Genomic DNA, 11,624 nt, shown 5'->3' on the forward strand with positions numbered 1-11,624 from the left:
CCCCTTGTCATTCTTTACCCACCGGTCCGGCGCCAGTGAGGGCTTGCCCTGTGATCATTTCGATCACTGAATCCGGGCTTGTCTTCGATGTCTCGACATCGCCGGCGACAACGCCGTGGCGGATGACGACGATACGATCAGCGACCTGGAAGGCCTGCTGCATGATGTGCGTGATAATGACGACGCCAATTCCCTGGCTCGCGACGTGGCGGATCATGTCCAGCCCGCGTCGGGTCTGTTCGACACCGAGGGCGGCAAAGGGTTCGTCGAGCAGAAGCAGCCGGCCACCCCAATGGGCGAAACGGTTGAGCTCGATCGCCTGACGCTGGCCGCCGGACAGATGCTCGACCTTGGTGCGCATCGAAGGGATGCGGGTGCCGGCGCTTGTCAGAGCCTTTGTGGTGATTTCTTCCATCGCCCGCTCGTCGAGAAAGGGAACCCCGGCGATCTTGCGGGTGATCTCCCGCCCCATGAAGAAATTGGCGACCACGTCGACATTGGTGCAGAGCGACAGGTCCTGATAGACAGTTTCGATGCCAACGGCCTTGGCCTCGGCCGGGGTCTTTGCCTGATAATCCCGTCCTTCGAAAAGCATGCGCCCGGACGTCGCCTGCAGCCCACCGGAAATGATCTTCACGAGCGTGGACTTGCCGGCGCCATTATCGCCGAGAAGTGCCACCACCTCGCCTTTGCCGATGGAGAAACTGATGCCCTTCAGGGCCTCGATCGCCCCGAAATTCATGCGGATATTATCCAGGACGAGCAGTTCCTCGGTCATCAGGCAGTTCCCTTTTCTATTGGTTCAAACATTTGCCCGTGCCGCGGTGACAGGACGCCGAACACCGCAAGCGCGGCCGCACCGCGCAAGGCCGAATGATGGCAGTCGCTCGCCATCACGACACGGGGAAGCGCCCGGTTCACACGGGCCGAAACCGAGTTGTCCAGGCTCTCGCTGAGCGTTGCGAGTTGATCGAGGAAAGCGTGGGGCGCCAGGCCGCCGAGCACGATCGTCTCCGGATCGAAGAGATTTTCGATGATCCGCACCGCGCTGCGGAAGAAGGGAGCAACCTCCGCCACCCATTCGTCTGCCGGCAGGCCCCGACGCTCGAAAGCGTCGAGCGACAGGTAGCGCTCGAGGCAGCCGCGATTGCCACAGGGGCATGGTTCGCCATCGGGAACGGCTGGAATGTGTCCGATTTCGCCGGCATTGCCCCAGGCCCCGCCGACAACGGCGCCGTCATGCATCATGGCGCCGCCAAGACCGACGCTGAAGAACAGGTAGTAGTAATTCGAGACCTGCTGGCCGAGCCCATAAAGCTGCTCGCCAAGCGCTGCCGCCGCCATGTCGTTCTCGATGAAAGCCGGCAGACCGGTCGCATCGGCGAGGTTCTGCCGGATGTCGACATCCTTCCAGCCGGCCATTGTGGTTGAGCCGACAAAGCTCATAGATTCGACATCGAACGGACCAGGCATCGCCAGCCCCGCCCCAAGCAGCCGTCCGCAGCGCGGGCTTGCCTTCAGCGTCAGTGCCATTTCGCCAATGATCGAAAAGGCCTCTTCCGGCGGGACGTTCACCACATCGCGCCGCACATTCTCCACCACGTCGCCCCTGAGATTGACGAGCGCCGCCTCGATCCCGAGCGGCGTCACATGAATGCCGAGCGCATGGCCGCCTTCCGGATTGATGGTGAGGGTCGACGGCGGAATGCCCCGCCCCTCGGGTGCCTTCTGCACCGAGAGGATCAGCCCCTCGTCTTCGAGCTCCCGCACGATCGTCGACACGGTCTGGACAGTGAGGCCGACGCTGCGCGCGATATCACCACGGGTAACAGGGCCCCGCAACCGGATCGCTTCGAGCACGATCCGCCGGTTATACGGCCGTCCTGTCTCCTGATTGGCACCCCGCAACGCCATGGCGGCCCCTCTTGTTTTCAGGAGAGTGACAGCGGGAATTGATTTAGTCAAATCATTTTCAAAAAAGAATCTAAAAGCTGAAAAGCACTCGTGGGACGTCTCGGGAGAGGTTGGAACATAGGGGCTTAGCCGGACCAACCGGATGCAGACCAGATCACAATGCGCCCGGGCTTCATGCCGACGGGCACCTGCTCGACAAATGAAAGGTACAACTTCGATGCGGGAAGGGTGCACAAGCATCGAAGGACAGCCGGACGATGGCTGTCCCTCGACACCTGGCACGCGACACGCAGCCCCCGACGTCAGCCTCAGAAGCTGGATGCGATCCTGAGGTTGAGGCGGTTATCGTGGCAGGCGTCGGAGACCTGGCCGCGCGCATATTCGAGCTTGAGCGAGGCGGCGCTGCCGGTTTGCGATTGCGCTAGCGTATCGGCTGTGGCGAGCGCGCCGGCACCATGCCAGTCGCCACCGATCTTGACGCTGCCGCCACCCGTTTCCCCCGAGACATCGATCTTCGCACCGGCAAGAGCAATCTCCTTGCCCGTCACCTTCACCGTCCCGGCGGACGCGGTCTGCGAGGAGGCGCGCAGTTTGCCGGAGACCTTGACCTTGCCGCCGTCACCGCCGCCGATGACGATCGCGCCGCTGCGCCCGCCCACCGTCTTTGCCTCGGCCACGCCCGACATGTTGATCGCATGGCGGGCCGCCTGGCGTGCGGTGGCCGCCGTCATCACGATCTGACCGCCCTCGGCCTGCAGCGTGCCGGCATTTTCGACCAGCGCGCCCTCGCCTTCCGCACTGTCCCTGGTCGGCAGCGCCACCTTGAGGAAGCCGTCGCCAGCAAAGTCGAGCGTCACCTGTTCGCCGGACCCGAGCCCGATCTTGCCGAGCGGCGCCACGATCAACCCGTCATTCTTCACCGTGCCGCCGATGAGCGCCGCATAACCGCCACGCCCGATCTCGATCACCCCGTCATTGCGGACCTCACCGGAGGCACCATCGCCGGTAAATTCAGCCTTGCCGGCCAGAAAGTCGTCATCCGCAATGTCGAGCGTCGAGGCAACGAGCCGCCGCCGACCTTGACGCTGCCAGTACCATTGATCGCAATGCCGTTCGGATTGATCAGATAGACTCCGCCATTAGCCTTGAGCGAGCCTGCTATCTCCGACGTCATGCTGCCGGTCACCCGGTTGAGGATGGCCGAAGTCTTCGACGGCTGCACGAAGTTGACCGTGTTGCCGGTTCCGATCGAAAAACTGCCCCAGTTGACGATCGCCCGGTCCGAGCCTTGCGTAACCGTGAGCGTCGAACCATCACTGCCATAGGAGACGGTGCCGGACACCACAGTTCCATTGGTCGGAATTGCATCGCCGGCAAGTGCGGCCAGCGGATTGAGCACCAACGCCGTCGTCGCCAGCAAGGCGGACAGTCGCGCAGCCGGAGTGTTGCGATCCATCGTCATCGTACCTTTCCCCAGGACGCAGGCTCCAAATGAACTGCATCCTCATCATCACGACAGGCGCCCGGCGTCAGGCGCTACCTGTTGACCTTAAGTCTTCCCCTTGAAAGGGCGTGCGTCGCATGTCCCTGACGGCAACGAAAACCCCGCGACCTCTTCAGGTTCGCCGCGGGCAACATGAACAATGAATCTCGCAGAACTATTTGGGTGTTGCAGAAAATGCGGATATCGATAGGATGAGACGAAAAAAATGAACGGTCCTCATGCTTTCGCCGGCCAGCATATGAGGAGATGCCAATGTGAACCTCGTGGATTCAAGGTTACTCGAAATTGTATCCACCAAACGAGGCCGCTCGCTTAAAGCGAACGACCTCATTCAACATTGAGATTACTGCGCCGCTTCTTCGATCAGGTCCGCCACCGCCTGTGGCTGTGAAACCATGATCACGTGCGATGCACCTTTAAGCACGACCGTATGCTTCGAGCCTGCTCGCTCGGCCATAAAACTCAACGCCTGGGCCGGTATGTTGCGGTCCCCATCGCCATAGATGAAGTAGGAAGGCAATGCCTTCCAGGCCGGCTTGTCAGACTTTTCCGTCAGTGCCGCCTCAGTGATTGGCCGCTGGCCAGCCGCCATGAGAGCCGCAGCCTCCGCGCTGACGTCATGCGCGAATTGATCGTGGAATTTATCCTGATCAATGGACAGATCGGTGCCGCCATCGGCGAGTTTAACCGGAGCGGCGAGCGCTTGTCCAAGCGTGCCGCCCGGGAACTTGCCGGCAAGATCGGCCGCGGCCTCACCCTCCTCCGGCGCGAAGGCCGCTACATAGACCAGCGACTTGACGTTCTCCTTGCCATTCGCAGCGTTGGTGATCACCTGGCCGCCGTAGGAATGGCCCACAAGAACGACGGGTCCTGTGATGCTGGCAACGAGGTCCGAGACATAGGCCGCATCCCCTGAGACATTCCGCAATGGATTGGCAGCCGCCACGACCCGGTAGCCATCCTTCTGGAGGATCCGCGTGACCCCGTTCCAGCTTGAGGAATCGGCAAAGGCGCCATGGACGAGAACAACGGTCGGTTTGGCAGGCTGAGCAACGGCGTGACCGGACAGCAGCGCGCCGGCAACGGCAAGGCTTGCAACGAACTTGGACATGATACTTCCTCTTCAAATGGGGCGTGAGATTGAAAGCGTTACGGCAACAGGTGAACCTGCGGATGTCAGCCGCGGATGAAGGCGAGGACGTCGGCATTGAACTGATCGGCGTCGATTTCCGCCAATCCGTGCGAACCACCCGGGTAGACCTTCAACGTGGCATCGGCGACGATTTCGGCCGCGCGGTGGGCCGAAGCGTCGATCGGCACGATCTGGTCGTCGTCGCCGTGAATGATCAGCGTCGGCCGGTCGATGCTCTTCAGATCCTGCGTGTAATCCACCTCTGAGAATTCGCGGACGCAGTCATACTGGCCCTTGATGCCGCCCTGCAGGCCGATGCGGCGAAAATTCTCCCGCAGGCCGTCATGCGCGGCGACGCCATCCCGGTTGAGCCCGTAGAAGGGGATGGTCAGATCAAAGAAGAACTGCGAGCGGTTCTTAGCTGTATTCTCGCGGATCCCGTCAAAGACCTCCATCGGCGTACCCTGCGGATTGTCGTCGGTCTTCAGCATCAGCGGCGGGACCGCGCCGACCAGAACCACCTTGGCAACGCGTGCCGTTCCATGACGACCGAGATAGTGAGCCACTTCTCCGCCACCGGTGGAATGACCCACCAGGATCAGATCCGATAGATCGAGCGCCTCGATCAACTCGGCAAGATCGTCTGCGTACTGATCCATGTTGTTGCCGTGGAAGGTCTGGTCCGAGCGACCGTGACTGCGGCGGTCATGAGCGATAGCCCGAAATCCATTCTGGCTGAAGAACAGCATCTGCTGATCCCAGGCGTCCGACGACAGCGGCCAGCCATGGGCAAATAGGATTGGCTGCCCGGTTCCCCAGTCCTTGTAGAAGAGGTGCGTCCCGTCGGTCGTGGTGAAAGTCGACATAATCTTCTCCTTCGGTTGTTAATTTGCCAGCGATTAGTTTGTGCACAATCTATATGCGCCCACCAAATGCCCCTGTCAATCGCTTGCAAACGGATCGCGCACAAATTATTTAAGGAGAAAGGAGAAACTCATGACCTCAGCCTCTACCGACCTCGATAACGCCTCGCCTGCTGTTTCGGACCTGATATGCTTTTCCCTATATTCTGCGGCACATGCGTTCACGCAGCTTTACAGACCTTTGCTCGAAAGGCTCGGCCTAACCTACCCGCAGTACCTGGTCATGTTGACCCTGTGGAAACGGGATGGCCAGAACGTAAAGGACATCGGCAAAGTTTTGTTTCTGGATTCCAGCACGCTGACGCCGCTCCTGAAGCGCCTGGATGCTGCAAAGCTGATCACCAGAACCCGCAATCCGAAAGACGAGCGTGAGGTCCTCATCCGTCTGACTGAACGGGGACACGCCCTCAGATCCCAAGCCGCTGACGTCATGCGCTGCATCGAGGAAGCCGTGGGGATGGACGCTCAGTCCCTGCAGGCAATCAAGCACTCGGTCGACAAAATTCGAGACCAGATCAAATGAGTGCAGACTGCTAACGACGAAAGGGGGTGGGCTGGACCAAGTTTGGATACGCAGCTCAGCCTTTGTTCGAAAGGCCGAGCTGAACCGGCCCCTTGTGCACCGAGGCCCCCCTCTTGGCCGACCGTTGAAACTACAAATGTTGCTGTCCTAGCCTTCTTCGCAGCCTGGCCCTTCACGGGATTGACAAGGCTGAGAACGCCGTGATGCCATGCCAACCGCTAACAGTACAAGGACCGGGCACCGTTCGAGACCTAAGCTTTAGCCGGAACCGGGCCAATCAGGATGGCGCGGAAGTCGTTGACGTTGGTGAGCGTCGGTCCGGTCACCACCTGGGCGTTGAGGACGGCAAAGAAGGAGTGAGCGTCGTTGCGCTGAAGCGCATGCCTTGGATTAATCCCGCGTTCCGCTGCCGTTTTCAGCAGCTCTGGTCCAATGACCGCGCCGGCGACTTCGGCAGCACCGTCCACACCGTCGGTGTCACAGGCTATGGCATGAATGCCATCTGCGCCGTCAAGAGCCAATGCCAGCGAGAGGCAGAACTCGGCGTTCGGCCCCCCGACACCGTCGCCTCGACGAGTGACCGTCAGTTCCCCGCCCGACAGGAGCAGAATCGGCGGATCGCTTGAATGCATGGCGGCCTGCAAGGCCAAAGCCTCTTGCGCCTGGACTGCGGCGACCTCCCGCGCCTCGCCTTCCAGCGCATCTCCCAGCAGGCGCACGTCGCATCCGGCCTCCCCCGCTAGCGCCGCAGCCGCTTCCAGCGACTGTCGCGGCGCGGCATAGATGACGTTTCTGGTGCGAGCCAGGCGGGGATCGTCGGGCTGCACGACGCCCGAGCCACGGGAGAGCGCCTCGCGGACAGACTGAGGCACAGCGACCTTCCATTGGTCAATTACTGCCAAAGCATCATCCGGTGTCGAGGGATCACCGACCGTCGGGCCGGAACCGATAAAGGCAGGATCGTCTCCCGGCACATCCGAGATAATCAGCGCCAGCAGTTGTGCTGGCCAGACTGCGGCTGCGAGTTGGCCGCCTTTCACCCGGCTCAGATGCTTGCGCACCGTGTTCATCCGGTCGATCGGCGCACCGGACGCGAGAAGCGCCTGATTGACGGACTGTTTCTCCGCGAGTGAGACGCTCGGTACCGGCTGGACCAGCAAGGCCGAGGCGCCGCCTGATATCAGGGCGAGAACGAAATCGCCCTCACCCGCAGCTTCGACCAGGGAGAGCATCCGAGCTGTGGCGTCGAGGCCGGCCTGATCCGGCACCGGATGCGCCGCCTCGACGATCTCGATCCCCCGACAAGGCCGGGCATAGCCGTAACGCGTGATGACGAGGCCCTCGCAGGGGCCCCAGGCCGCTTCAACGGCTTCGGCCATGCGCGCGCTCGCCTTGCCGGCGCCGATGACCATCACGCGTCCCTTCGGCTTCTCCGGCAGGAAATCTTTCAGCGAGCGCATGGGGTCGGCGACTTCGACGGCCCGATCGAACAGGCGTCGGAGAAAAAAATCCGGTCGATCAATCAAGGGATATTCCTTACGCCGCTGGTGTCACGGATGACGAGTTCCACTGCCGTGAGGGTCTCAGGCTCAGGGCGCCTGCCCTCCTCCAGCCAGCCCAAGATCGTGGCGGCGATGCTGCGGCCAAACTCGGCAATGCCGCAATGGACGGTGGAGAGTGCCGGAAACACCTGGCTGCACTCCTCGATATCGTCGAAGCCGACCATGCGGAAATCCTTCCCGACATTACGCTTCAACTTGGCAAAGCCCGAGAGCATGCCGAGTGCGACGAGATCGTTGAAACAGATCACAGCATCGATTTCCGGATGCATCCGTGTCAGTTCTTCGGCGGCCTCGCGGCCAAAGCTGCGGCTAGCCCGGCCCGAAAGGACAAATGGCTCCATGCCGGCTTCGGCCAGTGCTTCGAAGTAACCTGTCATGCGCTCGCGAGTAACGGCACGGTCTGCAAGGCCACCAACAAAAGCGATGCGGCGTGGCGCAGAAGAAAGGAGATGCCGGGCAGCGAGCAGGCTGCCCAAGCGATAATCGGGGGCGGCAAAGGGAAACTGCTCGACGCGAGGATCGACCTTGCGGAGCACCTGCATGGTCGGAATGCCGCCCCGCGCGATGGCGTCAAACGTGCCGCCCTCATCGCCATAGGCGGGGGACAGGACCAGCGCGGAAACGCCATGTTCGATCATGGCACCAACCACCTGGGCTTGGACGGCCGGATCTTCGTCGGTATTAGCGACAACGGTTGCATAGCCGCGCGCAGACAGTGCCATCTGCAGGGAGGTGGCAAATTCCGTGAAGAAGGGGTTGCGAAGATCGTTGATGACGAGGCCGATCAGCCCGACATTTGAAGACCGGAGGTTCGCGGCAGCGCGGTTATAAACATAGCCGACCTTGTCCATAGCCTCGCGGACAAGGCGCCGCGTCTCCTCCTTGACCAGCGGGCTGTTCTGCAGGACGAGGCTGACGGTGGATTTGGAGATCCCCGCCACGCGCGCCACGTCGATGATCGTCGGCCGACGCTCCATACCCCTCAATACACTCCGTGCAATTCCAGCAAGACCCGCATCCTTCTCACGGCAAGCTCAGGATCGGCAAGCAAATTTGCCTGATCGGCCAGTCGGAAGACCTCGGCATAGTGGACGATGTCGCGGCTCGACTGGAAGCCGGCCGGCATGATGAAATGACGCTGATGGCCGTTCAGCCAGGCGAGAAAGGCAATGCCAGCCTTGTAGAACCGCGTCGGAGCGCGGAAGATTTCACGGCTGAGAGGCACCGTCGGGGAGAGCAGGCGGTGATAGGTGTCGAGGTCACCGGCAGCGAGTGCGTCGAGCGCCTGCGAGGCGGCCGGGGCGATGGCGGCGAAGATGCCGAGCAGCGCATGGGAGTAATGCTTGCCATCGCCGGCGATCAGGTCGGCATAGTTGAAGTCGTCGCCCGTGTAGAGCCGCACACCGTCCGGCAGGCGGGCGCGAAACGCCTCTTCATGGGTCTGGTCGAGCAGCGAGATTTTGATGCCGTCGACGTTGCCGGGATTCTCGCCAATCAGGTCGAGCACGAAGTTGCTTGCGACCGTGACGTCCTCGCTGCCCCAGTAACCCTTCAGCGCCGGGTCGAACATGTCACCCAGCCAGTGCAGGATGACCGGTTCGCGCGCGCCATCGATCAGCCGGCGATAGACGGAACGATAGACATCCGGCCCGGCTTCCATGGCGGGGAAGGCGCGCGAAGCCATCAGGATCAACTGCCCTCCGGCCGCCTCGATAGCCTCAGCCTGCGTCTGGTAGGCGGCTGCGATTTTGTCTGCACTGGTGAGGTCGACGAGCGTCAGATGATCAGTCCCGGCCCCGCAGGCGACGCGCGGCTTCATCGGATGCGCCTTTGCGGCCACCATCGTCCGCTGGATCAGTTCCAGCGCCGTCGGCCAATCGACCCCCATGCCGCGCTGGGCGGTGTCCATGGCTTCGGCAAGCCCCAGCCCCTGATCCCAGAGCGAGGTGCGGAAAGCGAGCGTTCCCTCCCAGTCGACCGCCGGCCGCGTATCCCAGGGGTTGCGTTCGCTGAGCGGGTCGGAGACGACATGGGCGGCGGCAAAGGCGGTGCGGGTCAGCGGGCGCGTGGGGGCACGTGGGGTGAGCGGGGTTCCTGTCAGACGATAATCTTCGATGCGGCCATCGGCGGTGGGTAAGGCAATCATGTTGGAGATCCCTGAGTGTGAACGGGCAGGTCGAAGACGAGGATGCCGTCGAGACCACCCTCGGCATGGGCAACCAGGCGGGCGCCGAAGCGCTTGTGATCCGGATGGACCTGATAGGCTTCGAGGGCTGCCCAGTCGGCGAAATCGGCGACGAAGCCGTGCAGATAGCCACGCTCGATGCGCTCCGGGCTTTCGCTGCGGCCCGAGGTGATCGACATGAGGCCCGGCACCTTGCCTTCGACCTGATGCAGCTCGGCGAAGAGGTCCTCGATGACGGCACCGGAGACCGTCTGCTGGAAACGGACGAGCACGATGTGGCGGATCATGGCGACACTCCGTGATCGGCCTTGATCATGTCGGCTGCCTTTTCGGCGATCATGATGGTGGGTGCGTTGGTGTTGGAGGAAACCACCGTCGGCATGATCGAGGCATCGATGACGCGCAGGCCTTCGATACCGTTGAAACGCAGACGCGGATCGACGACGGCTGACGGATCTGAACCCATCCTGCAGGTGCCGGCCGGGTGGTGGTCGGTCTTCGAATGGCGGCAGGCATAATCGAAATAATCCTGGTCGCTCTGCACATCCGGTCCAGGAAGACGCTCGGCCAGGACGTAGGGCTTCAATGCGTTCTGGCGCATGATGTCTCTTGCGATCTTCAATCCCCGGATCGACATCTCGCGATCATAGGGATCCTCCCAATAGTTCGGATCGATCAAGGGGGTTGCGAGCGGATCGGACGAACCGAGGCGGACGGTGCCGCGCGACCGGGGCCTGAGATAGGCGGAATTGAGGGTCACGCCGCCGTTCGGCATGGCGGCGACACCGGCCTCGATGCCGGAGCCGAGACCGAGATGGAACTGTATGTCAGGCGAGCGCGCTTCCGGATCGGCATACCAGAAGCCGCCAGTCTCAAAGAGGCTCGAGGCGACGGGGCCGCTCTTCGTCAGAAGATATTGCAGGCCGGCGAGCACCGAGAGATGCGGTTTAGCATAACGGTCATAGGTATGCGGCCCTGTGCATTCGGCAACGACGAAGAGATCGAGATGGTCCTGCAGATTGGAGCCGACGCCGGGCTGGTCGAAGACCACGGGTACGCCCACCGAGGCGAGATGATCGCCCGGCCCGATGCCCGAAAGCATCAGCAGGCGCGGACTACCGATTGCGCCCGACGAGAGCAGCACCTCCCGTTCGGCCCTGATCACACCTTCGCCGGCGAGTTCGACGCCGACCGCACGCCCGTTTTCGACCACCAGCTTCAGCACCTGTGCATCCGTGCGAATGGTGAGATTGGGGCGCTTGCGCGCGGGGTTGAGATAGGCAATCGACGCCGAGGAGCGGCGGACATTGCGCTGAGTCAGCTGATAATAGCCGACGCCATCCTGCGTCTCGCCCGTCATGTCGCCGTTGAAGGGAATGCCGAGTTCGGCTGCCGCCTTGAAATAGGCCTCGCAGATCGGCAGGGGTGCTGATGGCTTGCTCACCCCGAGCGGACCGCCCTTGCCGTGATAGCGGTTGTCGAAGCTGTCATTGTCCTCGGCCTTGCGGAAGTAAGGCAGGACATCCTCGTAGGACCAGCCTTCACAGCCCATCTGGCGCCAGTCGTCATAGTCGAGCGCATTGCCGCGCGTGTAGATCTGCGCGTTGATGCTGGACCCGCCACCAATGACCTTTGCCTGGGTGTAACGGATTACCATGTTGTTCATGTGCCGCTGCGGAACCGTGCTCCAGCCCCAGCTGCCGATGCCCTTGGTCATCTTCGCGAAGCCCGCGGGCAGATGATAGAAGGGATGCCAGTCGCGGCCACCGGCCTCGAGCAGGAGCACGTTGAAATCGGGATTTTCCGACAGCCGCGCCGCGAGCACCGAGCCCGCCGAACCGCCGCCTACAATGATGAAATCAAAAGCTTGCCGCATAAAAT

Annotated in this window: 12 protein-coding genes; 1 reads left to right on the top strand and 11 read right to left on the bottom strand. The window is 61.9% G+C overall.

Annotation, left to right across the window (positions count from 1 at the left end):
- Window positions 1–7: 7 nt before the first annotated feature.
- The 6 genes from ASE36_RS15090 to ASE36_RS15115 all read right to left on the bottom strand — a co-directional run bounded on the left by ASE36_RS15090 (window position 8) and on the right by ASE36_RS15115 (window position 5,416).
- Entirely contained in the window at window positions 8–778 is a 771-nt protein-coding gene (locus tag ASE36_RS15090; protein ID WP_062281088.1) for an ATP-binding cassette domain-containing protein, read from the bottom strand.
- A complete protein-coding gene (locus ASE36_RS15095) occupies window positions 778–1,914 on the bottom strand; it encodes an ROK family transcriptional regulator (protein WP_062281090.1) in 1,137 nt (378 codons plus the stop codon). The genes ASE36_RS15090 and ASE36_RS15095 overlap by 1 nt, the downstream gene beginning before the upstream one ends.
- 308 nt (window positions 1,915–2,222) lie before the next feature.
- Complete coding sequence (locus tag ASE36_RS15100) at window positions 2,223–2,882, bottom strand: hypothetical protein (RefSeq protein WP_062281093.1); 660 nt, start codon at window positions 2,880–2,882, stop codon at window positions 2,223–2,225.
- Entirely contained in the window at window positions 2,879–3,376 is a 498-nt protein-coding gene (locus ASE36_RS15105; protein WP_062281096.1) for a filamentous hemagglutinin N-terminal domain-containing protein, read from the bottom strand. Before ASE36_RS15105 ends, ASE36_RS15100 begins: the two co-directional genes overlap by 4 nt.
- Window positions 3,377–3,761: 385 nt before the next feature.
- The gene (locus ASE36_RS15110) at window positions 3,762–4,529 is read right to left on the bottom strand and encodes an alpha/beta fold hydrolase (protein ID WP_062281100.1); all 768 of its coding nucleotides are present in this window, start codon (window positions 4,527–4,529) and stop codon (window positions 3,762–3,764) included.
- A 65-nt stretch (window positions 4,530–4,594) separates the two neighbouring features.
- Window positions 4,595–5,416, bottom strand: a complete 822-nt coding sequence (locus ASE36_RS15115; protein WP_062281104.1) for an alpha/beta fold hydrolase — start codon at window positions 5,414–5,416, stop codon at window positions 4,595–4,597.
- A 130-nt stretch (window positions 5,417–5,546) separates the two neighbouring features.
- Here ASE36_RS15115 and ASE36_RS15120 point away from each other — a divergent pair, with 130 nt between their 5' ends.
- Window positions 5,547–5,996, top strand: a complete 450-nt coding sequence (locus tag ASE36_RS15120) for a MarR family winged helix-turn-helix transcriptional regulator (RefSeq protein ID WP_062281107.1) — start codon at window positions 5,547–5,549, stop codon at window positions 5,994–5,996.
- Window positions 5,997–6,247: 251 nt separating this feature from the next.
- Here ASE36_RS15120 and ASE36_RS15125 read toward each other — a convergent pair whose 3' ends face one another.
- Genes ASE36_RS15125 through ASE36_RS15145 form a run of 5 tightly spaced genes read right to left on the bottom strand, consistent with a single transcriptional unit; the run spans window position 6,248 to window position 11,619 of the window.
- A complete protein-coding gene (locus tag ASE36_RS15125) occupies window positions 6,248–7,522 on the bottom strand; it encodes a glycerate kinase (protein WP_062281110.1) in 1,275 nt (424 codons plus the stop codon).
- On the bottom strand, window positions 7,519–8,535 hold the full coding sequence (locus tag ASE36_RS15130; protein ID WP_062281113.1) for a LacI family DNA-binding transcriptional regulator: 1,017 nt from the start codon (window positions 8,533–8,535) through the stop codon (window positions 7,519–7,521). The genes ASE36_RS15125 and ASE36_RS15130 overlap by 4 nt, the downstream gene beginning before the upstream one ends.
- Window positions 8,536–8,540: 5 nt before the next feature.
- On the bottom strand, window positions 8,541–9,704 hold the full coding sequence (locus ASE36_RS15135) for a dihydrodipicolinate synthase family protein (protein ID WP_062281116.1): 1,164 nt from the start codon (window positions 9,702–9,704) through the stop codon (window positions 8,541–8,543).
- Window positions 9,701–10,030 carry a Dabb family protein gene (locus ASE36_RS15140; protein WP_062281119.1) on the bottom strand — a complete coding sequence of 110 codons (330 nt, stop codon included), beginning with the start codon at window positions 10,028–10,030 and terminating at the stop codon, window positions 9,701–9,703. The genes ASE36_RS15135 and ASE36_RS15140 overlap by 4 nt, the downstream gene beginning before the upstream one ends.
- A complete protein-coding gene (locus ASE36_RS15145; protein ID WP_062281123.1) occupies window positions 10,027–11,619 on the bottom strand; it encodes a GMC family oxidoreductase in 1,593 nt (530 codons plus the stop codon). Before ASE36_RS15145 ends, ASE36_RS15140 begins: the two co-directional genes overlap by 4 nt.
- Window positions 11,620–11,624 lie beyond the last annotated feature (5 nt).

Source organism: Rhizobium sp. Root274 (assembly GCF_001429245.1).
Taxonomy (GTDB): domain Bacteria; phylum Pseudomonadota; class Alphaproteobacteria; order Rhizobiales; family Rhizobiaceae; genus Allorhizobium.

Coding starts and splice junctions, on each gene's coding strand:
- ASE36_RS15120 (WP_062281107.1), top strand. CDS start 5,547: ATGACCTCAGCCTCTACCGACCTCGATAACGCCTCGCCTGCTGTTTCG.
- ASE36_RS15090 (WP_062281088.1), bottom strand. CDS start 778: ATGACCGAGGAACTGCTCGTCCTGGATAATATCCGCATGAATTTCGGG.
- ASE36_RS15130 (WP_062281113.1), bottom strand. CDS start 8,535: ATGGAGCGTCGGCCGACGATCATCGACGTGGCGCGCGTGGCGGGGATC.
- ASE36_RS15140 (WP_062281119.1), bottom strand. CDS start 10,030: ATGATCCGCCACATCGTGCTCGTCCGTTTCCAGCAGACGGTCTCCGGT.
- ASE36_RS15105 (WP_062281096.1), bottom strand. CDS start 3,376: ATGACGATGGATCGCAACACTCCGGCTGCGCGACTGTCCGCCTTGCTG.
- ASE36_RS15135 (WP_062281116.1), bottom strand. CDS start 9,704: ATGATTGCCTTACCCACCGCCGATGGCCGCATCGAAGATTATCGTCTG.
- ASE36_RS15115 (WP_062281104.1), bottom strand. CDS start 5,416: ATGTCGACTTTCACCACGACCGACGGGACGCACCTCTTCTACAAGGAC.
- ASE36_RS15145 (WP_062281123.1), bottom strand. CDS start 11,619: ATGCGGCAAGCTTTTGATTTCATCATTGTAGGCGGCGGTTCGGCGGGC.
- ASE36_RS15110 (WP_062281100.1), bottom strand. CDS start 4,529: ATGTCCAAGTTCGTTGCAAGCCTTGCCGTTGCCGGCGCGCTGCTGTCC.
- ASE36_RS15095 (WP_062281090.1), bottom strand. CDS start 1,914: ATGGCGTTGCGGGGTGCCAATCAGGAGACAGGACGGCCGTATAACCGG.